The 21,186-nt window shown below is 72.7% G+C and carries 26 protein-coding genes and 1 other RNA gene; 13 read left to right on the top strand and 14 right to left on the bottom strand.

The annotated features are described in order from the left end of the window. The first annotated feature begins 177 nt into the window (after positions 1 to 177). Positions 178 to 1,278: a PQQ-dependent sugar dehydrogenase gene (locus HFV08_RS17425; protein ID WP_168540549.1), complete on the top strand. Its 1,101-nt coding sequence runs from the start codon at positions 178 to 180 to the stop codon at positions 1,276 to 1,278. Positions 1,279 to 1,348: 70 nt separating this feature from the next. Here the strand turns inward: HFV08_RS17425 and HFV08_RS17430 are convergent, their stop codons facing one another. The 5 genes from HFV08_RS17430 to HFV08_RS17450 are packed head-to-tail and all read right to left on the bottom strand — an operon-like array spanning position 1,349 to position 5,985. Further along, positions 1,349 to 2,032 (bottom strand): histidine phosphatase family protein, encoded by a 684-nt coding sequence (locus tag HFV08_RS17430; RefSeq protein WP_168540551.1) that lies wholly within the window; start codon positions 2,030 to 2,032, stop codon positions 1,349 to 1,351. After that, positions 2,029 to 3,120 (bottom strand): phosphotransferase family protein, encoded by a 1,092-nt coding sequence (locus tag HFV08_RS17435; RefSeq protein ID WP_168540553.1) that lies wholly within the window; start codon positions 3,118 to 3,120, stop codon positions 2,029 to 2,031. The genes HFV08_RS17430 and HFV08_RS17435 overlap by 4 nt, the downstream gene beginning before the upstream one ends. Further along, on the bottom strand, positions 3,117 to 3,866 hold the full coding sequence (locus HFV08_RS17440) for an SDR family oxidoreductase (RefSeq protein WP_168540555.1): 750 nt from the start codon (positions 3,864 to 3,866) through the stop codon (positions 3,117 to 3,119). The genes HFV08_RS17435 and HFV08_RS17440 overlap by 4 nt, the downstream gene beginning before the upstream one ends. Continuing rightward, on the bottom strand, positions 3,863 to 4,729 hold the full coding sequence (locus HFV08_RS17445) for an SDR family NAD(P)-dependent oxidoreductase (protein ID WP_168540557.1): 867 nt from the start codon (positions 4,727 to 4,729) through the stop codon (positions 3,863 to 3,865). Before HFV08_RS17445 ends, HFV08_RS17440 begins: the two co-directional genes overlap by 4 nt. Further along, the gene (locus tag HFV08_RS17450; protein ID WP_168540559.1) at positions 4,726 to 5,985 is read right to left on the bottom strand and encodes an acyl-CoA dehydrogenase family protein; all 1,260 of its coding nucleotides are present in this window, start codon (positions 5,983 to 5,985) and stop codon (positions 4,726 to 4,728) included. The genes HFV08_RS17445 and HFV08_RS17450 overlap by 4 nt, the downstream gene beginning before the upstream one ends. A 40-nt stretch (positions 5,986 to 6,025) precedes the next feature. Here HFV08_RS17450 and HFV08_RS17455 point away from each other — a divergent pair, with 40 nt between their 5' ends. Then, on the top strand, positions 6,026 to 6,697 hold the full coding sequence (locus HFV08_RS17455; protein ID WP_210430437.1) for a TetR/AcrR family transcriptional regulator: 672 nt from the start codon (positions 6,026 to 6,028) through the stop codon (positions 6,695 to 6,697). Here the strand turns inward: HFV08_RS17455 and HFV08_RS17460 are convergent. Both HFV08_RS17460 and HFV08_RS31695 read right to left on the bottom strand, forming a co-directional pair. Next, the gene (locus tag HFV08_RS17460) at positions 6,694 to 7,107 is read right to left on the bottom strand and encodes a hypothetical protein (RefSeq protein ID WP_376770650.1); all 414 of its coding nucleotides are present in this window, start codon (positions 7,105 to 7,107) and stop codon (positions 6,694 to 6,696) included. The two genes, HFV08_RS17455 and HFV08_RS17460, sit on opposite strands and share 4 nt — an antisense overlap. Beyond that, positions 7,104 to 7,376 (bottom strand): hypothetical protein, encoded by a 273-nt coding sequence (locus HFV08_RS31695; RefSeq protein WP_376770651.1) that lies wholly within the window; start codon positions 7,374 to 7,376, stop codon positions 7,104 to 7,106. The genes HFV08_RS17460 and HFV08_RS31695 overlap by 4 nt, the downstream gene beginning before the upstream one ends. Before the next feature lie 104 nt (positions 7,377 to 7,480). Here HFV08_RS31695 and HFV08_RS17470 point away from each other — a divergent pair, with 104 nt between their 5' ends. Then, a complete protein-coding gene (locus HFV08_RS17470) occupies positions 7,481 to 8,311 on the top strand; it encodes a helix-turn-helix domain-containing protein (protein ID WP_168540816.1) in 831 nt (276 codons plus the stop codon). Next, positions 8,308 to 8,517: a DUF397 domain-containing protein gene (locus HFV08_RS17475; RefSeq protein WP_168540563.1), complete on the top strand. Its 210-nt coding sequence runs from the start codon at positions 8,308 to 8,310 to the stop codon at positions 8,515 to 8,517. Before HFV08_RS17470 ends, HFV08_RS17475 begins: the two co-directional genes overlap by 4 nt. A gap of 87 nt (positions 8,518 to 8,604) precedes the next feature. Here the strand turns inward: HFV08_RS17475 and HFV08_RS17480 are convergent, their stop codons facing one another. Further along, positions 8,605 to 10,245: an alkaline phosphatase D family protein gene (locus HFV08_RS17480; protein WP_168540565.1), complete on the bottom strand. Its 1,641-nt coding sequence runs from the start codon at positions 10,243 to 10,245 to the stop codon at positions 8,605 to 8,607. A 224-nt stretch (positions 10,246 to 10,469) separates the two neighbouring features. Continuing rightward, on the bottom strand, positions 10,470 to 10,793 hold the full coding sequence (locus tag HFV08_RS17485; RefSeq protein ID WP_040254073.1) for a nuclear transport factor 2 family protein: 324 nt from the start codon (positions 10,791 to 10,793) through the stop codon (positions 10,470 to 10,472). A gap of 401 nt (positions 10,794 to 11,194) precedes the next feature. Here HFV08_RS17485 and HFV08_RS17490 point away from each other — a divergent pair, with 401 nt between their 5' ends. The 5 genes from HFV08_RS17490 to HFV08_RS17510 all read left to right on the top strand — a co-directional run bounded on the left by HFV08_RS17490 (position 11,195) and on the right by HFV08_RS17510 (position 13,593). After that, on the top strand, positions 11,195 to 11,788 hold the full coding sequence (locus HFV08_RS17490; protein WP_168540567.1) for a DoxX family protein: 594 nt from the start codon (positions 11,195 to 11,197) through the stop codon (positions 11,786 to 11,788). 68 nt (positions 11,789 to 11,856) lie between these two features. Further along, the gene (locus HFV08_RS17495) at positions 11,857 to 12,348 is read left to right on the top strand and encodes a MazG-like family protein (RefSeq protein ID WP_246341829.1); all 492 of its coding nucleotides are present in this window, start codon (positions 11,857 to 11,859) and stop codon (positions 12,346 to 12,348) included. Positions 12,349 to 12,385: 37 nt separating this feature from the next. Beyond that, positions 12,386 to 12,994 carry a helix-turn-helix domain-containing protein gene (locus tag HFV08_RS17500; RefSeq protein WP_168540569.1) on the top strand — a complete coding sequence of 203 codons (609 nt, stop codon included), beginning with the start codon at positions 12,386 to 12,388 and terminating at the stop codon, positions 12,992 to 12,994. 14 nt (positions 12,995 to 13,008) lie between these two features. Then, positions 13,009 to 13,221 carry a DUF6126 family protein gene (locus HFV08_RS17505; RefSeq protein WP_168540571.1) on the top strand — a complete coding sequence of 71 codons (213 nt, stop codon included), beginning with the start codon at positions 13,009 to 13,011 and terminating at the stop codon, positions 13,219 to 13,221. Positions 13,222 to 13,413: 192 nt separating this feature from the next. Beyond that, entirely contained in the window at positions 13,414 to 13,593 is a 180-nt protein-coding gene (locus tag HFV08_RS17510; RefSeq protein ID WP_168540572.1) for a hypothetical protein, read from the top strand. 29 nt (positions 13,594 to 13,622) lie between these two features. On the opposite strand, the gene HFV08_RS17515 is transcribed toward HFV08_RS17510, so the two are convergent. Next, positions 13,623 to 14,066 (bottom strand): NUDIX hydrolase, encoded by a 444-nt coding sequence (locus HFV08_RS17515; RefSeq protein ID WP_040254065.1) that lies wholly within the window; start codon positions 14,064 to 14,066, stop codon positions 13,623 to 13,625. 460 nt (positions 14,067 to 14,526) lie between these two features. On the opposite strand from HFV08_RS17515, the gene HFV08_RS17520 reads away from it, so the two are divergent. The 3 genes from HFV08_RS17520 (at position 14,527) to HFV08_RS17530 (ending at position 16,639) form a co-directional block, all read left to right on the top strand. After that, positions 14,527 to 14,949: an RlpA-like double-psi beta-barrel domain-containing protein gene (locus HFV08_RS17520; RefSeq protein ID WP_040254064.1), complete on the top strand. Its 423-nt coding sequence runs from the start codon at positions 14,527 to 14,529 to the stop codon at positions 14,947 to 14,949. A gap of 13 nt (positions 14,950 to 14,962) precedes the next feature. Further along, positions 14,963 to 15,574 (top strand): cell wall protein, encoded by a 612-nt coding sequence (locus tag HFV08_RS17525; RefSeq protein WP_168540573.1) that lies wholly within the window; start codon positions 14,963 to 14,965, stop codon positions 15,572 to 15,574. Between the two features lie 162 nt (positions 15,575 to 15,736). Beyond that, entirely contained in the window at positions 15,737 to 16,639 is a 903-nt protein-coding gene (locus tag HFV08_RS17530; RefSeq protein WP_168540574.1) for a MauE/DoxX family redox-associated membrane protein, read from the top strand. A gap of 328 nt (positions 16,640 to 16,967) precedes the next feature. Here the strand turns inward: HFV08_RS17530 and HFV08_RS17535 are convergent, their stop codons facing one another. Then, positions 16,968 to 17,378, bottom strand: a complete 411-nt coding sequence (locus HFV08_RS17535; RefSeq protein WP_168540575.1) for a hypothetical protein — start codon at positions 17,376 to 17,378, stop codon at positions 16,968 to 16,970. 304 nt (positions 17,379 to 17,682) lie between these two features. Between HFV08_RS17535 and HFV08_RS17540 the strand changes: the two genes are divergently transcribed. After that, the gene (locus HFV08_RS17540) at positions 17,683 to 18,732 is read left to right on the top strand and encodes a CE1 family esterase (protein ID WP_312885669.1); all 1,050 of its coding nucleotides are present in this window, start codon (positions 17,683 to 17,685) and stop codon (positions 18,730 to 18,732) included. A 164-nt stretch (positions 18,733 to 18,896) separates the two neighbouring features. On the opposite strand, the gene HFV08_RS17545 is transcribed toward HFV08_RS17540, so the two are convergent. The 3 genes from HFV08_RS17545 to ligD form a co-directional block, all read right to left on the bottom strand. Next, the gene (locus HFV08_RS17545; RefSeq protein WP_168540576.1) at positions 18,897 to 19,511 is read right to left on the bottom strand and encodes a hypothetical protein; all 615 of its coding nucleotides are present in this window, start codon (positions 19,509 to 19,511) and stop codon (positions 18,897 to 18,899) included. A gap of 121 nt (positions 19,512 to 19,632) precedes the next feature. Next, an RNA gene (gene rnpB / locus HFV08_RS17550) (RNase P RNA component class A) lies at positions 19,633 to 20,040 on the bottom strand. Positions 20,041 to 20,131: 91 nt separating this feature from the next. Then, the gene (gene ligD, locus HFV08_RS17555; protein WP_168540578.1) at positions 20,132 to 21,136 is read right to left on the bottom strand and encodes a non-homologous end-joining DNA ligase; all 1,005 of its coding nucleotides are present in this window, start codon (positions 21,134 to 21,136) and stop codon (positions 20,132 to 20,134) included. Between the last annotated feature and the right edge of the window lie 50 nt (positions 21,137 to 21,186).

Raw genomic sequence — 21,186 nt, forward strand, 5'->3', positions numbered from 1 at the left:
GGCGGCGCCCGCCGGGCCGGTCGCCGCGCCGGACGAATATCCGCTCCCGGCCCTGTACCGGGGACCCCGGCTCACGCACCCTGAATCAGGGGCAACTCCCCTCTCGCAACACGGTGTTGCTCGCCGACGGCCGCCTCACCGGCCACCCCCACACCAGCAGCTCACCCAAGGAGCGACATGTCCGTACCCGCACGTACCAGGAAGAGGGCCGTACTGGCCGCCGTCTCGACGGCGCTGCTCGCGGCGGCCGGTCTCGGCGCCACCGGTGCCGCCGCCGCGCCGCCCGCCGGGGCCGCCGGTGAACCGACCGAGGTCAGCACCCTGTCCACCGGCTGGTCGATCCCCTGGGGCGTCTCCTGGCTGCCCGACGCCTCGGCGGCCCTGGTCACCGAACGCGACTCCTTCGGCCTCTTCTCGGTGACCCCCGACGGCACCCGCACCGAGCTGGGCACCGTCCCCGAGTCCGAGACCACCGGCGGCGAGGGCGGCCTGATGGGCGTCGCCGCCGACCCGGAGTGGGAGACCAACCACCGGGTCTACGTCATGCACACCTCGTCCGAGGGCAACCGCATCGCGCGGATGACCTGGGACGGCTCCTCGCTCGGCGAGTACACGGTGCTGCTCGACGGCATCGCCAAGAACCGCTACCACAACGGCGGCCGGCTCGCCTTCGGCCCGGACGGCTACCTCTACGCCACCACCGGCGACGCCCAGGACTCCGCCCTCGCCCAGGACGAGAACTCCCTCAACGGGAAGATCCTGCGGATGACCACGGACGGCGAGCCCGCCCCGGACAACCCCTTCGGCAACCACGTCTACAGCCTCGGCCACCGCAATCCGCAGGGCATCGCCTTCGACGCCCAAGGCAGGCTGTGGGAAGCGGAGTTGGGCGAGAACACCCATGACGAGCTGAACCTGATCAAGCCCGGCGCCAACTACGGCTGGCCGCAGTGCGAGGGCGACTGCGAGGAGCCGGGCACGACCGGCCCGAAGTACACCTGGAGCACCGCGGAGGCCTCCCCGAGCGGGATCGCCGTCGTCGACAACGCTGTCTACATGGCCTCGCTGCGCGGCGAACGGCTCTGGCGGATCCCGCTGGACGAGGACAGCGAGGAGGTCGGCGAGGCGAAGGCCTTCTACGTCGGCACCTACGGGCGGCTGCGCTCGGCCACCAAGGTGCCGGGCGCCGAGGAGCTGTGGCTGTCCACCACCAACGCGGACGGCAACGGCGGCCGGCCGCCCGGCTCGGACACCCTGCTGCGGGTCACGATCGGCTGAACGGGGCCGAGTCGGCCGTCCCCGGACCCGCCGCCCGGTCGGCGAGCGGGCCCGGGGCGGCCGCGGGCACTCAGCGGTACGTCAGCAACTCCCGGTCGTGCTCCAGGTGTTCGTGCGCGTTGAAGGAGACGCAGGTCATCCCGCGGCTGCCCGAGACCACCTTGGTGACCGCGGAGTTGGCCATCACCGGGTTCAGCCGCCCCCACAGCGAGTCGTCCCCGGCGAGCAGCCGGGAGACCACGGTGGCCAGCGGCCCGCCGGAGGTGACCACGAGCACGGTGCCCGGCAGCAGCGCGGCCCGGCCGAGCGCCGCCTCGACCCGGCTGCCGAAGGCCCGGAAGGACTCCGCGTACTCGCCCTCGTGGGCGCCCGCGCGCCAGCGGTCGGTGGCCTGCTCGAAGAACGCCTGGAAGGCCCGCCCGGGGTGCTCGGCGGCGGCGAGGTGGTTCGCGAGGACGGACCGGTCCCGGAACTCGGGCCGCAGCACCTCCAGTACCCCGTCGCCGTCGAACTCGTCCCAGTCCGCGTCCACTTGAGCGGGCGGCAGCTGCCATCGGGCGCCGTCGAGCAGCCCCGCCACGGTCTGCTCGTGCCGCTTCATCCCGCCGCGCAGCACCGCCGCGGGGGTGATCCCCCGGCGGGCGAGGGCGGCCCCGAGCAGCCGGGACTGCTCGTACCCGGTCTCGGAGAGCGCGTCGTAGTCGGCCGCGCCGAAGGAGGCCTGCCCGTGCCGTACGAGCAGCAGGACGCTCACCGGCCCGCCCTCCTGATGATCTTCAGGCAGCGGCGTTCCAGCATCCGGGTGGCCAGCCAGAGGTTGCGGAAGGCCGGGTTGGTGGTCTGCTTGCGGTGGTAGCGGTAGTAGATCTGCTGGCAGATGACCGCGAGCCGGAAGAGGCCGAAGACCTCGTAGAAGGCCCACTGCCGGTCGGTGACCTCAAGACCGGAGCGCTCGCTGTAGTAGCGCACCACCTCCGCGCGCGTCAGCATCCCGGGCAGATGCGTGGGCTGCCTGCGGAACTGCTGGAACAGGCGGGAGTCGTCGGCCTGCACCCAGTAGGCGAGCGCCCCGCCGAGGTCCATCAGCGGGTCGCCGAGGGTGGCCATCTCCCAGTCGAGCAGACCGGCCGGGCGGGTGGGGTCCTCCTCGCTGAGCACGACGTTGTCGAGGCGGAAGTCGTTGTGGATCAGGCAGATCCGGCGATCGGCGGGCTGGTGGGCGTCCAGCCAGGCCATCACCTTCTCGAAGGAGCCGACGTTCCAGGTCTTCGCCTTGCGGTAGCGCCCCGACCAGCCCGCCACCTGCCGGCCCACATAGCCCTCGCCCTTGCCGAGGTCCGCGAGCCCCGCCCCGGCCGGGTCGACGGAGTGCAGGTCGACCAGGAGGTCGATGACATTGGTGCACAACCGCCGTACCTGCTCGGGGCTCAGCTCCAGGCCGCGCGGCATCTCCTTGCGCGGGATGGGCCCGGCGAGCCGCTGCATCACATAGAAGTCCGAGCCGATCACCGACTCGTCCTGGCAGAAGGCGACCATCCGCGGCACGTGCGGGAAGACCCCGGCGAGCTGCGACTGGATGCGGAACTCGCGGCCCATGTCGTGGGCGCTCCTGGCCTTCTGGCCCCGGGGCGGGCGCCGCAGGATCAGATCCCGCTCCGGATAGCGCAGCAGATAGGTGAGGTTGGAGGCGCCGCCGCTGAACTGCCGTACCTGCGGGGTCCCTTCGAGCCCGGTGGCGTCCTCGGCGTGCGCGCGCAGCCACCCGGCCACCGCCTGGACGTCGAAGGCGTCCTCGCCGCGGACCTCACCGGCACCGGAAACCCTTGCGCGGGCCTCGGTCATACGAGCCTCCTCACCACCGACAGCGGCAGCAGCTTCATGGCCGTGGCGATCGGTACCCAGGGCCAGGCGGGGACATACGCCTTGGCCTTGCGCTTCTCGATCGCGGCGACCATGGCCCTGACCCCGCTGGCGGTGTCCACCATGAACCTGGTCTTCTGCTGGACATGGGCGTTCATCTCGGAGCGGATGTAGCCCGGGTAGACCACCGAGACGTCCACGCCCGGCACCCGTTCCGAGCGCAGCCCCTCGGCCATCGCGGCGACTCCGGCCTTGGTCGCCGCGTAGGTGGTCATCGCCTTGCGCATGCCGCGCAGCGCGGAGACCGAGGAGATCATCACCAGATGGCCGTGCCCCTGGCGGCGGAAGATCTCCATCGCGGCCTCCGACTGGGCCAGCGCGCCGACGAAGTTGGTCATCGCGGTCTGCCGGTTTGCGTCGTGGCGCCCGGTGCCGTACGCCGCGCCCTTGCCGAGCCCGGCGTTGACGATCACCCGCTGCACGGTGCCGAACTCGGCGGCGAACTCGCCGAAGACGGTGAACACCGCCTCGCCGTCGGTGACATCGAGCGCCTTGAGCGCCACCGTGCGCTCCGGGTGCCGCGCGGTGATCTCCTCGCGCAGCGCCTCCAGGCGTTCGGTCCGCCGCGCGCAGAGCGCCAAGTCCCAGCCGAGCGCGGCGAACTGACGGGCCATCTCCTCCCCGAGTCCCGAACTCGCCCCGGTGATCAGTACCGTTCGCCCGCTCATCGCTCACCCTCTGCCGCCGCGGGCGCCGACTCCTGTGCGCGGGCGGCCTGTTCGCGGTCCGCCCGCTCACGGTCCGCCTGCTCGCCGCCGCGGCGGAGCTTCTCCCCGAAGGCGAGCATCTGCCGTACGTACAGCGGCGCCAGGAAGCGCTTGGCCAGATAGGCGCGGCGGCCCGCCTTGTCGGTGAGGATCAGCGGGGTGCGCCGGTCGACGGCCTTGACCACGATCGCCGCGATCTCCTCCGCGCCCAGCCGCGATCTTTCGATCAGCTTGCGGGCGACCGACTGCATCATCGGGTCGCTGCCGCGCATCGAGGACGCCAGGTTCGTACGGAAGAAGGAGGGGCAGACCACCGAGACCGCGATCCCGAAGGGCTCCAGCTCGAAGCGGAGCGTCTCGCTGAGCGCGACCACCGCCGACTTCACCGCGTTGTACGAACTCATCGCGGGCGGATGCACCAGCCCCGCCATGGACGCGGTGTTCACGAGGTGCCCGGAGCCCTGCTCCTTGAAGAGCGGGGTGAAGGTACGGCAGCCGCGGACCACGCCGAAGAGGTTGATCTCGGTGATCCAGCGCCACTCGTCGAGGTCGAGCAGCTCGATCCGCCCGCCCGCGGCCACCCCCGCGTTGTTGATCAGGAGATCGAGCCCGCCGAACTCGGTCACGACCCGCTCCCGGGCCGCGTCCCAGTCCTCCTGCGAGGTGACGTCGAGCCGCAAGTACGAAGCGGAGGGCGGGAGTTGAGCGGGCGGCTCGGCGCCGATGTCGGTGACGAGGACCCGGTCGCCGCGGGCCGCGAAGGCGGCGGCGAGGGCGGCGCCGAGCCCGGAGGCACCGCCGGTGACCAGTACCCGGCGGCTCATCGCTTGGCCCCGTACTTGCCGAGCTCCAGGCGGGCGATCATGCCGCGGTGCACCTCGTCGGGGCCGTCGGCGAGCCGCAGGGCGCGGGCGTTGGTCCAGGCCGCGGCGAGCGGGAAGTCGTCGGAGAGGCCGCCGCCGCCGTGGATCTGCATGGCGAAATCGATCACCTGCTGGGCCATGTTGGGCGCCGCCACCTTGATCTGGCTGACCTCGCTCAGCGCGTGCAGCGGGCCGCCGGTGTCCAGCTTCCAGGCCGCGTGGAGGACCAGGAGGCGGGTGGAGTCGATGGCGATCCTGGCCTCGGCCACACGTTCGCGGTTGCCGCCGAGGTTGATCAGCGGCTTGCCGAAGCCGATCCGGGAGAGCCCGCGCTCACAGGCGAGTTCGAGGGCCTTCTCGGCGAGGCCGATGAGCCGCATGCAGTGGTGCACCCGGCCCGGGCCGAGCCGCCCCTGCGCGATGGAGAAGGCCTCGCCGGGCCCGGAGATGATGTTCGCCACCGGCACCCGGACGTCGGTGAAGCTGACCTCGCCGTGCCCGTGCGGCTCGTCGTGGATGCCCATGGTCGGCAGCAGCCGCTCGATCCTGACGCCCGGGGTGTCCCGGGGCACCAGGACCATGGTGTGCCGGTGGTGCCGGTCGGCGTCCGGGTCGGTCAGGCCCATCACGATGAAGATCTTGCAGTCCGGGTGGCCGACACCCGTGGACCACCACTTGCGCCCGTTGATGACGACCTCGTCGCCCTCGACCACGGCCCGCAGCTCCATATTGGTCGCGTCCGAGGAGGCCACCCCCGGCTCGGTCATGCAGAAGGCGCTGCGGATCCGGGCGTCGAGGAGCGGGTCGAGCCACTCGTCGCGCTGGTCCTGGTTGCCGTACTTCAGGAGCACTTCCATGTTGCCGGTGTCCGGCGCGTTGCAGTTGAAGATGTGCGGGGCGAGGAAGGAGCGGCCGGTCAGCTCGGCGATCGGCGCGTAGTCGGTGTTGCTGAGCCCGGCGCCGCCGAGGGTGCCGTACTTCTCGGCGTAGGGGCCCTCGTGCCCGGCGGGCAGGAAGAGGTTCCACAGGCCCTGCGCCCGGGCCTTGGCCCGCAGCTCCTCGATCAGCGGCAGCGGCTGCCAGGGGTCGCCCGCGCCCGCCCGGCGCGCGGCCACCTCCCGGTGGTAGCCCTCTTCGACCGGGTCGATCTCCGTCTCGATGAATGTGCGCACGCGCTCGATCAGGTCGGCGGCGCGGGCTGAGGGTGCGAAGTCCATACCGTTGACGGTAGAGGGTTACTAAGCAATGCTCAATAGTATGAGCGAAGGATCACCGCGCGGAGGATCATCTTCCGAGGAGACACCGGGAGCCTCGGGGGCCGCCCCGGAGGGCCCGGCCCGCAAGCCGCGCACCCGGATGGCGCCGAAGGAGCGCCGCCGCCAGCTGGTCGGCATCGGGCTGCGCAAGCTCGTCGAGCGGCCGATCCACGAGCTGTCCATCGACGAGGTGGCCCAGGAGGCGGGCATCTCCCGCGGCCTGCTCTTCCACCACTTCCCGAACAAGACCGCCTTCCACGACGAGGTGGTCGCCGCCGCGGGCCGCCGCGTGATGCGCAACACCGCCCCCGACGAGGGCCTCGCCCCCGAGCCCGCCCTGGAGCAGTTCGTCCGCCGCTATCTCGCGCAGATCGCCCGCCGCCGGGACTTCTACCTCGCCCTCGTCTTCGGCCGCGGCGCCGTCGCCCTCGGCGGCGAACGCGTGGAGAGCCTGCGCACCGCCATCGCCCAGCGCACCCTGGGCATCCTCGGCCTGGACGAGTCCGCCCTCCCGGTCGCCCACGCCTGGGCCGCCTACGCCGAGGACCGCGCACTCCAGTGGTCGGGACGGCCCGCCGGTGAACGAGCACGCACCGAGGACGAGGAAGTGACGCACTGCGTACGGGCGTTGGGGGCACTGCTGGGTCTGGAGCAGAGCGGCCCGACGGACTAGCCCGGGCCGCTTTCGCCCGGGTGGCGGTACAAGTGCGGGTAGAGCCGGGCCATTTCCGCTCCCAGCGCTTCCATGGTGGGGTCCACCACCTGCCAGGCGTGACCGGAGGGATGCCCGGCGAACAGCCAGCAGGCGTCGCCCCGGCCGTCCGTCGCGGGACACCAGGGCAGCCCGGTCAGGGTCGCGACGCTCCCGCTCTCGCCCCAACGGACCCAGATGCCCTCGCTGTTCAGGTCGTCGTCCCAGAGCATCTGCGCATGGTCCTCGGTGTGCCCCTCACCGAGTTCGCACAGGACGTGCCCGTCCTGCATCGGAAACCCGGGAACGGCGAACCGGGCGAGGTACTCGGGAGCCGGCAGCAGGGCCACCGCGGTGCACTGGCGCACGGTGGACTTCCGGCAGCAGCTCACAGCCGCTCACCTCGGCTGCGCGCGTTGGCGTAGGCGGTCCTGGCCCGTAACTCTTGGCCCCGGGTGGCCCGTTGGACCTGAGCGGGCTCGACCGTCCACTCGATCCCGCCCCCGATCGGCCGCAGCGACCACAGCCCGCACCACTCACCCCGGAACTCACCGATCCGCCCCCGCGCGTCCACCAGGAGCACGCCGAGCGCCGGAAGGCCCGGGGGACTCTGAGACTTCTGCGGTTCCCGCGGTTCCGGGGACACACATTCTCCGGGCACGGCGACTCCTCTCCGTAGCAATTCGACTACCGATGGCGGTCAGCGTGGCTTAGGATCGGACAGTCTTCAACGTGTACGGCTTGCACGGAGAGTTGGTGCGGTGACTGGTGAACCGGAAAGAGCTGGACCCCGAGAAATCACCGAGCGCGCGGTTCGGACAACGTCTTCGCATGTTGAGAGATGAACGAGGCTGGACGCAGGACGATCTGGCCGAGCGGATGGGGTACTCCGGAACGCACATTTCCGCCGTGGAAACTGGTCGACGGCCTCCAACTCCCCACTTCGCGAACAGTGCTGACAGGGCGTTCGGAACCGGAGACACGTTCGAGCGACAGGGACGGGCGGCGCGGAACAGTGCCTTGCTGGAAGGCTTTCCGGAGTTCGTCGCACAGGAGGTGCGTGCGACGGAGATCAGGCTCTTCGAAGTCGGCATCATCCCGGGGCTGCTCCAGACACCGGAGTACGCGGGGGCCATCGCCGCAGGCGCCGTACGGCGGGGAGCGATCACGGAACAGCAGGCAGAGGAGCGGCTGACGCTGCTCGCGAAACGGCAGGCGTCCTTGGAGCGGACTCCGGCACCTCGGATCTACGCGGTTCTCGACGAGGGTTGTCTCCGACGAACGGTAGGCGGACCCGACGTGATGACAGCGCAACTGGACCGGCTGGCTGACTTTGCCGACCTTCCTTCCACCGTCTTCCAGGTGGCTCCGTTCGACCTTGGTGAGCGTCGCTCGTTCGACCTTCCCGTGACGCTCCTTACGCTCCCGGACTGGTCCCATATCGCCTACAGCGAGTCCGCCCAGCAGGGGCAGTTGGAGCGGGATATGAGGTTCGTACAGCCCCTGTTGACGGCCTACCATCAGCTACAGGCCGAAGCCGCTTCCCAGTCGGCATCCGTGGCTCTGATCCAACAGTTACGAAAGGGCACCCCGTGACGACCGAAACCCCGCGTTGGTTCACGTCCTCGTACAGCAGCAACGGCGGCCAGTGCGTCGAGGTCGCCACCAACCTCCACGCGACCCACGGGCACATCCCCGTACGCGACTCCAAGAACCCCACCGGCCCCGTCCTCGACCTCCCCACCCCCGCCTTCACCTCCTTCGTGACCGGCGTGAAGAGCGGCGGGTTCGACCTCGTCTGAGCCCGGCCGTGCGGCTAGGCAAGAGCCCCGTAGCGCCTGAACTCGTAGGCGTGACGGGGCTCTTGGTGTCTCGGTGGGGGCCGGGAGTTATGCGGGCTTCAGGCCGGGGGCGCCCGCCTCGGTGACGAAGGAGGCCGCGGTGGTGACCGGGGCGCCGGGGGTGGTCACGTGGCTGACGGTGTGGAAGTCGGCGCGGGCGCGGACGGTGTCGAGGGCGACGGTGACGTAGCCGCGGCGGCCGTTGTAGTGCTTCAGGTGCGGGTTGGCCTTCATGTACGTGTCCCAGGTGTCCGGCTTCTCGGCGCCGTCCTTGCCGCTGGCGATGGAGGTGGTGACGATCTCGGTGCCGAGGTTGCGGGAGTCCGGGTCGGCGAAGTCCTTCTTGATGTCGAAGGCGTAGCTGACGTGGACGTCGCCGGTGAGGACGAGCAGGTTCTCCACCCCGGCGGCCTCGGCGCCCGCGAGGACCCGGTCCCGGGAGGCGGAGTAGCCGTCCCAGGAGTCCATGCTCAGCTTGGCCTGGGAGTTGAGGTCGAGCCTGCGCTCGGAGAAGGTGACCTGCTGCGGGACGACGTTCCACAGCGCCCCGGAGGTGCGGAAGCCGTCGGTGAGCCAGCGCTCCTGGGTGGCCCCGGTGATGGTCCGCTTCGGGTCGGTGGACTCGGGGCCCGGTACGTGGGCGGTGTCCCCGTAGGCCTGGTCGGAGCGGTACTGGCGGGTGTCGAGGATGTCGAACTGCGCCAACTGCCCCCAGTGCAGGCGGCGGTAGAGCCGGCAGTCGATGCCGCTGGGGAGCTGGGCGCGGCGCAGCGGCTGGTTCTCCCAGTAGGCGCGGTAGGCGGCGGCGCGGCGGATCAGGAAGGGGTCGACCGGCTGGTCCTTCTCCGGGATCTCGTCCGCGTAGTTGTTCTCGGTCTCGTGGTCGTCCCAGGTGACCACCCACGGGTGCGCGGCGTGCGCGGCCCGCAGGTCGGGGTCGCTCTTGTAGAGGGCGTACCGCAGCCGGTAGTCCTCAAGGGTCTCCGTCTCCTTGTCGAACAGCGCGGGCAGCTTCCGGTCGGTGTACTTGCGGGCGCCGCCGACCGCGTCCACCGCGTACTCGTAGAGGTAGTCACCGAGGTGGAAGACGACGTCCAGGTCCTCGGCGGCCAGGTGCTTGTACGCGGTGAAGTAGCCGTCGTGGTACGCCTGGCAGGAGACCGCGGCGAGGGTGAGCGCGGCGGTCGAGGAGGCCGCCGGGGCGGTGCGGGTGCGGCCGGTCTCGCTGACCCGACTCCCGGTGCGGAAGCGGTAGTAGTAGACCCGTCCCGCCTGAAGACCCGTCACCTCGACGTGTACGGAGTGGTGATACTCCGGGTGCGCGGTGACCGAGCCCCTGCGCGCGACCCGGCGGAACTTCTCGTCGTGCGCCAACTCCCACTGCACGGTGACCCGTTGGGCAGGCAGTCCGCTGTCGGCCTGGAAGGGTTTCGGGGCGAGCCGGGTCCACAGCAGGACGGAGCCGGGCAGCGGGTCCCCGGAGGCGACGCCGAGCGTGAAGGGGTTGTCGGTGATCCTGCGCGCGTCGTACTCGCGTGCGCTCGCGGCACCGGCCGGCGGGATGTTGGTGGCGAAGGCGAGCGCGGCGGCGGCACCGGTGGCGGTGAGGAAGCGGCGGCGCCCGAAGTGCCGGGCGGCTTCGACGAGTTCGGAGGTGTGCGACGGAGTCTGACGGCGTGCGGAGGTCATCTGGCTCTCCCCTGACGGTGGCGGTCAGGGGAATTGGAGTGCCGCAGAACGGCCGAGGACTGTCACGTACACGACTGCCCGATGTCGGTGGGATGAGGTCCGTATGGCCGGGCAAGGGCCGCGCGCATGGACGGTGAACGCGCGGCAAACCCCTGCACCGTGGACGAGTCGGCGGCCCGTTCCGCGCGCCCCCGGCCGGTGGGCAGGGGCGCGGGGCGGACGGATCAGGCCTGGCCCGTCTCGAAGCGGGTGATCTTGCCGTCGTCGACGAAGAAGGTCCACTTGGTGCGCATCTCGCCGTAGGTGTCGTTGCGGTAGACGGCGGTGAGGCTGCGGCCGTTCTGCGCCTCGCGGTCCACGTCCATGTGCCCGTGGCTGGCGAAGATCTCCCGGTCGCACCATTCGGCGAGGTCGCGGTCGGAGCCGTCGTCGGACATGGTGGCCCCCGGTGCGAGCGCCGCCTCGAAGGCCTCGCGGTCGTGGGCGTTCACCGCGGACACGAAGGCGCGCACGGCGGGGTCGCTGAGCCTGGTCACCTGAATCGGCATGTTCGTCTGCTTTCCCGGCACCGGACCTGCGCGGCCCGGCGACCGTACGGAGGAGTTCCGGCCGCCGGTCCGCCGCGCGGGGCGCCGGACACAGGGCGGCAGCGGCGTCGCGGCACGCGCACCGCCGCCGGCCCCGGGGCACGCGCCCCGGCGCGCTCAGCCAAACACCGGCCGACCGGGGCCGCCACGCGAGCGGGCAGGCGGGGTACGGAGGCGGGGGCTGCCGGTCCGCCGCCAATCCCGTACGGACGCGCCGATTGCCGGCCTGTCGACACATATACAGGCCCCGGCCGGCCACTCGATCGGACGCGAGAGCGGTCGCCGGGAGCGGGCCGGTGCCAGGGTGGAGAAGGCGTGCCCCGGGAGCGAGGCGCGTCCCCCGGAGCGAGGAGCCCCCCATCGTGAGCTGCTACGACCGCAAGGATCTGGGCCTGCTGCTGCTCCGCCTGGGCGCGGGCGGCGTCCTGGCGGCGCACGGCGCGCAGAAGCTCCTCGGCTGGTTCGGCGGCGGAGGCATCGCCGGGACCAGCGCCTTCATGGCGTCCATCGGCTACCGCCCGGCCAAGGCCAGCGCGATCGCCGCGGGCACCGGGGAGACGAGCAGCGGCGTACTGCTCGCCCTCGGGCTCGCGACCCCCATGGCGGGCGGCATCGCGGTCGGCACCATGGCGGGCGCCTCGGCGGCGCACGCGCCCCAGGGCTTCTGGTCGCAGTCCGGCGGCTACGAGTACCCGGTGGCCCTGGGCCTGATCGGCGCGAGCCTGGCCGTGGCGGGCCCCGGCCGCCTCTCGCTGGACGAGGCGCTCGGCGACCGGCTCGACCGGACGTGGATGGTCCCGGTGGCCCTGGCCACCGCGCTGGCCGGAGCCGCGGCGGTGATCGGCGCGCGCGAGCGGCGGCTGCGGGACGAGGAGAAGGACGGGGAGCCGGACGGGGACGAGGCCGGGGACGAAGCCGGGGACGAAGCCGGGAGCGAGGCGGCCGGGCCGGCGTGAGCGAAGGGCACCCCCTCGGCCCGGCTCCGCAACTCCTGGTCACCCCGCGGGAGTTCTAGGCTCTCGCCATGGACCAAGGGCAGCCGCAGCACTCTCCTCCCCCGCCGCACCCCGCACCGGGAGCGCCGCCCGGCGGGTCCGCCCCCGCCGCACCCGGGCAGTGGGAGACCGTCGACGCGCTGCACGCCTGGCTGGAGGAGAGCAACCGGCGGGCTCCCGCGGAGACCCTGCTGCTGCGGGTCCTGAAGCTCTCCGAGGAGGTCGGTGAGGTCGCCCAGGCCGTGATCGGCGCCACCGGCCAGAACCCGCGCAAGGGGCGCTCGCACTCCTGGGCGGACGTGGAGGCGGAACTCTGCGATGTGATCATCACCGCGATGGTCGCCCTGCGCACCCTGTCCCCCGAGGCCCGGCACCTCTTCGACGCGCACCTGTCGCGGGTCGCGGAACGCTCACTCACCGCCACCCGGCCCGCCGCCACCGCTCCGGCTCCGGCTCCGGCTCCGGCTCCGGCTCCGGCTCCGGCTCCGGCTCCGGGGGAAATTGCCTCAGAGGCAAATTAGTTGCCCCTCGGGTGATCCGGTGCTTGGCTCAGGACTCATGGAACCCGCATTCTCCGCCGCAGGCGACCTGTCCGGCGTGGCCGCGCGGTTGCGTGAGCGGCGGCGTGCGGCCGGGCTCACCCTGGAGGCCGCGTCCGCCCGGGCCGAGCTGTCCCCCGCCCACCTCTCACGCCTGGAGACGGGACAGCGCCAGCCCTCGCTGCCGGTGCTGCTGAACCTCGCCCGCTCCTACGGTACGACCGTCTCCGACCTCCTCGGCGAGACCCCCGCCGAGCACAGCCCCGTACTGCGGGCCGCGGACGCCGAGGCCACCGACACCGGCGGCTGGACCTACCGGCCGGCCGGGAACCCCTCGGGCGCGCTCCAGGCGCTGCGGGTACGCGTCTCCCCGCGGGCGCAGCGCGGGCTGGTGCGGGTGCACCCCGGCGAGGAGTGGCTCTACGTGCTCTCCGGCCGACTCGCGCTGGCCGTGGGCGAACGCGCCTACACCCTCGGCCCCGGCGACTCGGCGCACTTCGACTCCCTGGTGCCGCACCGCATCGCCACGGCCACCGAGGAGGCGGTCGAGATGCTCTTCGTCCACACCCTGCTGCGCGGCAACGCGACCGAGGTGTGCCTGGGCGGCACCACCCTCCGCACCCCCTGAAAGGCGGCACCACCATGCCCGAGACCGAGCCCTCCCCCGCGCCCGCCTCTCCCGTACCCGCCTCCCCTTCGACCGCCTCTCCCTCGGCCGCGGCCGGTCCGGCGCCCGCCCGCCACCGGGAGGCGAAGTTCCCCCGCGCGCACGCCTTCCGGCTCTTCGTCTACCTCGCCGGAGGCCATCTCTTCGCCGCCTTCCTGTGGCTGCTCTTCGCGCTGGGCGGCAAGTGAGCCCGGGGCGTACCGCCCGGTGACGTACGGCCCGGCCGCGTGCGGACGGGAACGTACGGTCCGGAGAGGGGCGGGGCGCATGAGGCGGAGGGGTACGGGAGGGGCGTATTCCCGGAGCGGCGGAAAGTGACCTTGGCCTCCTCGGCCGAGAATCGGCTGTCCCCCAAGCGCCTCGGGGCATATTCTCTTCACATGTCCTCCACCTCCCCGGCCCCAGGAAAATCCCGTCCGGCAGACGTCGTGAACGAGGAGATCCGCGCGCTGTGGATGCGGGCGGAGGGGCAGTTGACGGTGGAGCAGCGCCAGCAGTACCAGGAGCTGGTGACCGAGTGGGCCGAGGCCGTACGTGAGGAAATCGTAAAGGCGGCCTGAGCCCGGCCCGAGGCGCCCGGAGCCGGTGGCTACCGCCCACTCTCCGCGCGCCAGGTCAGGACGGACTTCTTGAAGCCCTCCGCCATGTGCAGGGCGTCGAGCTCGTCCAGCGGGAACAGCCCGATCCGGCCCGACTCCTCGGCGGCCAGCGGGACTTGGTCGGCGGAGCGCACGGTGCAGCCGTAGGTCACCACCAGCGACCGCTGCCCGCGCCGCCCCTCGTGGACCCAGACCCCGCCCTGCACCAGGGGGCCCACCTCGACCAGCCAGCCGGTCGCGGCGAGGAGTTCGCTCTCCAGGGCGCGTTCGGGGCTGAGATCCGCGGGCAGGCCGCCGTCCGCGCTGCCGATCTCCAGACGGCGTCCGGGCAGTTCCCACTCACCCCGCTCATTGCCCAGGAGCAGCACCCGGCGCTCGGCGTCGATCAGGACACCCTTCACGAAGACGGGCCAGACGGGCGGGGTGAAGGTCATGACGGCTCTCCGGGGCGGCTCGGGAAGATGATCGGTTCGCGCCCACCTTCCCCGATGACGGGGCGGAAGCCCAGGGCGCCGGGGTCCGGGCCCCGGCGAGCCCACCCGCTTGCAGGCTCCGGCGGCCGCCGGGGACGGTCTTCGAGGCCGCGCCCACCGCTCGGGGGCGAGGTTCAACGTCCGTACGAGCTGGGGCAGTTCCGCACGGCCGCGCGGACCGCGGCCGAGGCCGCCCCGGTCCGCGCGCCCCACCCCCCGCGGGCCCGGGCGGACCGGCCCCGCCCGCCTCTATGCAACCCGCGTAGATGCGCGCATCATGGGGTTGCTCCGCGCGCGCCACCCCCTCCGGCCGTGGCGCGGGCGCCCTCGTACGACCCCCCGCACGGACAGTCGGCCGGAGCCTGTACGCGTGGACATGTCATGCACTTGTCAACTCCATCCCCCAAGGAGGGACAACACGATGGCTTGCGGATCGACCAGCCTCTGGGCCGGTGAGACGAGCTGGTTCTGTTGCGGAAACGCCTGGGGCCCGTGCGGCAGCGCGGGCGGCGGCGCCTGCGGCAACTGCCAGTCGAGTGCCAACCACGGCGCCTGGCCCAATGCCTCACAGGCCTGCTGGAACATCACCCGGCCCGATCTGTGCGGCGAGAACATCCCCAGACGCGGCTGCGGCGCGGTGATGAACGTCAAGCACGCCTGCTCGGGCGCGACGGTGTGCATCACCATCACCGACTGCGGACCGCGCACCAAGGAGTGGTGCGGCGAGCAGGCCTGCTGCAACGGCGCCTGCCGCGTCAACCGGGTGCTCGACCTGACCCCGGCCGCCTTCTCGGCGATCGGCAACCTCAGCTCCGGCAAGCTGCCGGTCTACATCTACGAGTGAGGAGGAGACCGCGATGAGCACACGACAGGACCGCAGCGGGCTCGGCCGCCGGCGCTTCCTCACCACCGCGGCGCTCAGCGGCGCCACCATCGTCGGCGCGAGCGCGCTCGGCGGACTCGACGCCGACGCGGCCTTCGCCGCGGAGCCCTCCCTCGACCCGGCGATCGCCAAGTCGAGCTTCGTGGAAGGGCGGATCACCGGCATCACCGGCAGCATCCTGGAGGTGGCCGGCTCCCAGGGCGGCCACTCGCGGGTGCAGATGACCAACGCCACCAGCGTGTGGAAGGGCCGGGCCACCACGGCGGCGGTGATCGAGATCGGCGACGGACTCTACGCGCGCGGCGTCGACATGCCCGACGGGGTGGTCGCCGCCGACGCGGTGTGGGTGAACATCGTCAACCTCGACACCCAGATCCGCGGTATCGCCAAGAACCGCATCCATCTCGCCCACGGGCAGCACGAGTTGGTCGGCAACGTCCTCGCGGACACCAGCGCCTCCTACGCGGGCCGGGGGCTCACCTCCGACCTGTCCCGGCTGCGCATCGGCCAGCACGCCCAGGTGCTCGGCGCCTGGCGCCCGTCCGACGACTCCGTGGACGTCGTCCGCATCTCCGTCGGTCACTGAACCCGGGCCGTTCCGGGGGTCCTCGGGCCCCCGGAACCGCCAAGTCCGCCACCTGGAAGTCCACTTGCGGACAGGTCACTCCTGGAGACAGCGCGGAGGCGTCGGCTGGGGACACGCTCCCTGGAGACAAGTCCGCGACGGAGACGAAGAGATGAGGCACAGATGCTGTCACTGACAACGGGCCTCGCCCCCCTGGTCCTCGCGGGCCTGCTCGGCTGGACCGGCGCGGTGAAGGCCTTCAGCAAGGGCACCGCCCGGACCGCGCCGAAGACGGCCCTGGCCCGGCTGCTGCGCAGCAGCGACCGCGCCACGACCGTGCTGCGCGCCACCGGCGGGGTCGAACTCGCCCTCGCAGCAAGCCTGTTGGCCGTACCCGCGACTCCGGCGCCCGGGGCGGCGACCGCGCTCCTCGGGGCCGGTTTTCTCGGCTACCTCGGCTACGGGCGCCTGAAGGCGCCGGAGTCCTCCTGCGGCTGCTCGGCGGACGAGAACGTTCCCGTCACCTGGCGGTCCTTCGCCCGCGCCGGACTGGTCCTCGCCGGGGGCGTCGCGGCGGCCCTCGCGGACGCCTCTTGGTGGTCGGCGCTCGGGGACCGCCCGGCCGCGGGGCCGGTGTTCCTCGCGGTCTCGGCGCTCGTCCTGTTCGCGCTCTCGGCGGACCTGGACCGCTGGTGGCTGCTGCCGCTGCGGCGCACCCGGCTGCGGGTCTTCGGACATCCGCTGCTCGGCGGCGCCCCGGGCGAGCAGGTGCCGGTGGCCGCGACGGTCGAACTCCTGGAGAACTCCCTCGCCTGGCAGGCCGCCGCACCGGTCGTCCGCTCCGCCCTGCTGGACCACTGGGAGGAGGAGGGCTGGCGGATCCTTCTCTACTCGGGGGTGTACGGCTCGGGTGGAGACGCCCGCCCGGTGCAGGTGGTCTTCGCCCTGGACGCCACCGCCGGACGCGACACCCCCGGCGACCCGATGGTCCGCGTCAGCTACGTCGACGCGGACACCGGCCAGGCCCTCGCCGCCGAGGAACTGCAGACGGTGCCCCGCCGCTCGGCCCTGCCGATGGCGGGCTGAGCGCGGGCACGACACAAGGGTTCCCCCGGCCTGCGGGCCGGGGGGCGGCTCCCTGGGCCCGCGGGCCCAGGGAGCGAGCGGGGCCGGACCTGCGGCGGCTGGTCCGGCCCCGTGTCATGCCGTCCGCGGGATGGGCGGCGGCCGGGGCGAGGGGCGGGGCGGGTGCGTCGGGCGACGTGCCGTCGGTGCGACCTGCCGTCAGCGGCCTGCCGCCGGAGCGGTCCGCCGCTGGTGCGGTCCGCCGCTGGTGCGACGTGCCGGTCACCGCGACCGAACACCTCACCGCGACCGCACCTCACTGCGACCGGCCGTCACCACGACCGGGCCGTCAGCGCGACTTGCCGTCCTCGGAAGGCTCCTTGGGGTCGACTCCCGTGTACGCGCTGCTGTCCTTGCCACCGCTCGGCCGCCCGGAGCGGCCGCGCTCGCCGTGGCTGTGGTGGCCCTTGCCCGAGGAGCGGGCGGCGCGTTCCTCCCCGCCCCGAGAGGGGCTCTCGCCGGTCTTGTCGGAGGGGGCGAGGCTCGCCTTGCGGGCCGCCTCCTTCTCCGCGGGCGGAGTGCGCCGGCTCTCGTCGCTCTCGGGCGCGTACTTTCCGGCGTGGAAGGAGCGGTGCGCGCTCGGATTGCTCTCCTGCTTCTCCGCGTCGATGTCGGGGGACCAGCCGTGCTGCTCGGTCCCTCTGTGCTCGCTGGGCCCCTCGCCGTGCCGGGGGTGGGAGCGCTTCGGCGTCTTCGGCATGGCGCCTCCCGATCAGATCGTCTCCCTCCACCCTCCCACTGCCGACGGCCTGCGTCATCCGCTCGCCGGGCGGGGGTACGGGCCCGAGGCCGCCGGGTCACCCGCGCCTTCCTCTCCTCCCCTCAACCCGCGCTCCCGGCCGCCTGGTTGCGGTGGCCCGCGGGAACTCAATGAACGCAAGCTAGGCGCCGCCCCGCGGCTTCGCGAGCATGCTCAGCACTCGGTCCCGGGACGGGCCGGGTGAGCAGCTCCGCTCCATTCCGCATGCCCGGGGCATCCGGCCCCGCCGAGCACAGGGAGAGCCGTGACCCTCCGCAGAACCACCCGGACCAGCACCCCCGCGGCCCGCCGCGCGCACACCCCCAGGACCTTCCGCACCGCCGCGCCCCGAACCCTCTTCGCCGCGCTGGCCGCCCTCGGCTGCCTGACGGCCGGCCTGACCGCACCGGCCGCCGCGAGCGCGAAGGCGTACGAGAGCGCGGGCACCGGCTCCACGCACCGGCCGGGGCAGACCCAGAGCGACGGCTGCGGGCAGCAACCGCCCGTGCCGCCGGGCGAGTCGACCCGCCGGACCCTCACCTCCGGCGGTCACGAGCGCTCCTACCTCGTCCACCTGCCCGCCTCCTACGACCCCGGCGAACCGCAGCCGGTGGTGCTGTCCTTCCACGGGCACGGGCGCACCTCCGAGTACCAGGAGTCGCTGACGGAGATGTCCGCCCTCGACGCCCTCGTGGTGTACCCGCAGGGCCTGACCGGCACCGACGGCGAGAGCGCCTGGCAGGGCGCCCCCTACTCGGCGGAGGCGGACGACGTGGCGTTCACCGGCGAGCTGCTCGACCTCCTGGAGGCGCAGTTCTGCGTCGACACCTCCCGGGAGTACGCGGCGGGCAAGTCCAACGGCGGCGGCTTCGCCGGGCTCCTCGGCTGCCGCCTCTCCGCGCGCCTCGCCGCGGTGGCACCGGTCTCCGGCGCCTTCTATCCGCAGGGCGGCCCCTGCGAGCCCGAACGCCCCGTCCCCGTACTGGACTTCCACGGGCAGCAGGACACCACCATCCCCTACACCGGGGACCCCGCGAAGGGACTGCCGCCGCTCCAGGACTGGCTCACCGGCTGGGCCTCCCGCGAGAACTGCGACGCCGCCCCCGAGACCACCGCGCCCTGGCCCAATGTCAGCCGCCAGCGCTGGACGGGCTGCGCCGAGGGGTCCGAGGTGGTCCACTACGCCGTCTCCGACCTCGGCCACGACTGGCCCAGCACCACCCCCAACGAGGACTCCGAGGTCCCGACGACCTTCGACGCGACGCCGCTCATCTGGGAGTTCTTCCAGCAGCACCGGCTGGAGCCGGGAGCCTGAGAGGAGCGGGCGGGCGCGCGAAGCCCGGCAGGCGCGCCTGCCCGCTCGCCTCACCTCTCCGCCGGTAGCACCCGCCCGCTCGTCTCGCTTCTCCGCCGGTGAGCGCGCCTCACCGAAGAGCACACCCCGTGACGTCTCATTACACCTCGTGACGAACAACCCCGTTACGCCTGCCCGCCCCGCCCCCGGGCCCGCCGCTCCCGTACGTACTCGGCCTCCGCCTCCGCGACCGACTCGGCCTGCTCCCGCTTCAGCTCCAGGGACTCCACGGCATGGCCGTAGGCCTCGTTCGGCTCGGGCAGCGGCTCCTCGCGCTGCCAGGCGCCGACGCACTCCACGGCGTGGCTGAGGATGCCGCGCAGCACCCACGCGCGGGAGCGGGCAGAGGCGCGGCCCCGGTAGGCGTACTCCAGGCCGGACTGCCAGGCGTCCAGCAGGTCCAGGCTCTGGTGGAGGCGGGCGCGCAGGGCCTCGTCGCGGAGGACGCCGACGGCAATGCGCGCGGGGGCGGTGAGGTCCTCCAGCTTCTGGTCCCAGGTCCGCTCGGCGGCGTCGGACTCGGCGAACTCCTCGGTGTCCGGCGCGAGTTCGTGGGGCCCGGGCACCTCGCGGACGTGCCGCTGGAGCTTGCCGAAGGTGTCGGACAGCGTGGCCATCGCGACGTCCTGCTTGGCGTCCAGACGCGCCTGGCGCTCGGCCGCCAAGGCTCTGGACTGCGCCTGCCGCGTACCGAAGTAGCCGGCCCCCGCGCCCACCAGAGCACCGACGAGTCCGGACACAGGAGAGAGCCAGTCCACGGGTCCCCGCCCCTCTTGGTCTGCCGACCTTGTTCCGCCGGCCTTGATCTGCCGACCTTGACCTGCTGACGGATCTGGTCGGGTCCGGGCCGGAGTTGAGCGGCAGACGAGTCGGGCTGTACGCCGGGTTCTGTCGCCCGGGTGCCTCGCGGCGCCCGGGGAGACGGCCATCCATCTAGGGCCGGTGTTGCCACCGGCCTCGTGCGGTCTACCCGCGGACTCGGGCGGGCCGCCCTCGTACATCCGCGCAGGGCCGCGACCGCGGCCCCTTTTGACCTTGCTCCGGGTGGGGTTTACCTAGCCGCCTGAGTCACCTCAGGCGCTGGTGGTCTCTTACACCACCGTTTCACCCTTACCGGGTCGTACGGGTACGTCCCGGCGGTCTGTTCTCTGTGGCACTGTCCCGCGGGTCACCCCGGGTGGCCGTTAGCCACCACCCTGCCCTGTGGAGCCCGGACGTTCCTCGGGAAGCCCCCCGAAGGGGACTCCACGCGGCCGTCCGCCCGGCTCGTCTGCCGTGCCGCCCATGGTACCCGCCTGCCACCACCTTGCTGCCCGGCGCCCGCGGCCCTGAGTCCCGGGCCGGTGCCGCCGCCGGGCGCTCAGGGATGCTCCCGTACGACCTCTCCGGCGGGCTTGTCGGTGCGCAGTCCGAGGAAGCGGGGATGGCGGAGCATGCCGTCGCGGGTCCACTCGGTGAAGCCGATCTCCGCGACGAGCACCGGCTCGGCCCAGTGGGCGCCGCGTTCGCCGACCGGACCGGCGAACGGCGAGGTGGGGCGGGCGAGTTCGTCGAGGAGGGCGCGGATGCGGAGCAGGGCGGTGTGGTCGAAGCCGGTGCCGACCTTGCCCGCGTACCGCAGGCGGCCGTCCGCGTAGTGGCCGAGGAGCAGCGCGCCGAAGCCGGTGCGGGCGCCCCCGGCGGTGGTCCAGCCGCCGATGACGAGCTCCTGGCCGCGCCCGCACTTCAGCTTGAGCCAGTCCGGGGAGCGCCGCCGCAGATAGCGCCCCTCGGCCCGCTTGGCGATCAGGCCCTCCCAGCCGCGGGCGCAGGCCGCCTCGAACTCCGCCGGTCCGGCCTGGTTGCGGTGCGGGGTGAAGCGGATGGGCGGATGGAAGTCGACGGCGCGGCGGAGCAGGGACTTGCGGGTGCGCAGCGGCAGCCGGGTCAGGTCGATGCCGTCCAGGCGCAGCAGGTCGAAGACGTAGTACGTGACGGCGACGCCACTGGCCCGGGCCCGGCGCGGGTCGGTGAGCTGCATGCGCCGCTGGAGGCGGGCGAAGTCGGTGCGGCCGTGCGCGAAGGCGACGATCTCGCCGTCCAGGGTGAGGGCCTCGCCGGGCTGGGCGGCGACCGCCTCGGCGATCTCGGGGTAACTCCCCTGCACCGCACGGCCGGTACGGGAGAGCAGCCGGACCCGGTCCCCGTCGCGGGTGGCCAGGGTGCGGACGCCGTCGAGCTTGCGCTCGAAGAGCCAGCCGGCGCCGAACTCCCGCCGGTCGCTGAGCACCGCCAGCATCGGCGAGGCCGCCGTCTCGACCGGCGCCGGGGCCACCCCGAGCAGCCGCTGCTGGGCCTCGGGCAGGGCGCGCAGCAGCTCGTTCATGACGCTTCGCGGCCGGGGGGCGACTGCGCGGTGCTGCTGGACGGCGGTGC

The sequence above is a fragment of the Streptomyces physcomitrii genome, from assembly GCF_012273655.1.
GTDB classification, from domain to species: domain Bacteria; phylum Actinomycetota; class Actinomycetes; order Streptomycetales; family Streptomycetaceae; genus Streptomyces; species Streptomyces physcomitrii.

Bases quoted from the DNA above. Each gene is read 5' to 3' on its own strand.
- HFV08_RS17445 (WP_168540557.1), bottom strand. From the start codon at position 4,729: ATGAGCCGCCGGGTACTGGTCACCGGCGGTGCCTCCGGGCTCGGCGCC.
- HFV08_RS17455 (WP_210430437.1), top strand. From the start codon at position 6,026: ATGAGCGAAGGATCACCGCGCGGAGGATCATCTTCCGAGGAGACACCG.
- HFV08_RS17520 (WP_040254064.1), top strand. From the start codon at position 14,527: ATGGCTTGCGGATCGACCAGCCTCTGGGCCGGTGAGACGAGCTGGTTC.
- HFV08_RS17425 (WP_168540549.1), top strand. From the start codon at position 178: ATGTCCGTACCCGCACGTACCAGGAAGAGGGCCGTACTGGCCGCCGTC.
- HFV08_RS17440 (WP_168540555.1), bottom strand. From the start codon at position 3,866: ATGAGCGGGCGAACGGTACTGATCACCGGGGCGAGTTCGGGACTCGGG.
- HFV08_RS17495 (WP_246341829.1), top strand. From the start codon at position 11,857: ATGGACCAAGGGCAGCCGCAGCACTCTCCTCCCCCGCCGCACCCCGCA.
- HFV08_RS17505 (WP_168540571.1), top strand. From the start codon at position 13,009: ATGCCCGAGACCGAGCCCTCCCCCGCGCCCGCCTCTCCCGTACCCGCC.
- HFV08_RS17535 (WP_168540575.1), bottom strand. From the start codon at position 17,378: ATGCCGAAGACGCCGAAGCGCTCCCACCCCCGGCACGGCGAGGGGCCC.
- HFV08_RS17435 (WP_168540553.1), bottom strand. From the start codon at position 3,120: ATGACCGAGGCCCGCGCAAGGGTTTCCGGTGCCGGTGAGGTCCGCGGC.
- HFV08_RS17485 (WP_040254073.1), bottom strand. From the start codon at position 10,793: ATGCCGATTCAGGTGACCAGGCTCAGCGACCCCGCCGTGCGCGCCTTC.
- HFV08_RS17510 (WP_168540572.1), top strand. From the start codon at position 13,414: ATGTCCTCCACCTCCCCGGCCCCAGGAAAATCCCGTCCGGCAGACGTC.
- HFV08_RS17530 (WP_168540574.1), top strand. From the start codon at position 15,737: ATGCTGTCACTGACAACGGGCCTCGCCCCCCTGGTCCTCGCGGGCCTG.
- ligD (WP_168540578.1), bottom strand. From the start codon at position 21,136: ATGAACGAGCTGCTGCGCGCCCTGCCCGAGGCCCAGCAGCGGCTGCTC.
- HFV08_RS17480 (WP_168540565.1), bottom strand. From the start codon at position 10,245: ATGACCTCCGCACGCCGTCAGACTCCGTCGCACACCTCCGAACTCGTC.
- HFV08_RS17515 (WP_040254065.1), bottom strand. From the start codon at position 14,066: ATGACCTTCACCCCGCCCGTCTGGCCCGTCTTCGTGAAGGGTGTCCTG.
- HFV08_RS17525 (WP_168540573.1), top strand. From the start codon at position 14,963: ATGAGCACACGACAGGACCGCAGCGGGCTCGGCCGCCGGCGCTTCCTC.
- HFV08_RS17500 (WP_168540569.1), top strand. From the start codon at position 12,386: ATGGAACCCGCATTCTCCGCCGCAGGCGACCTGTCCGGCGTGGCCGCG.
- HFV08_RS17450 (WP_168540559.1), bottom strand. From the start codon at position 5,985: ATGGACTTCGCACCCTCAGCCCGCGCCGCCGACCTGATCGAGCGCGTG.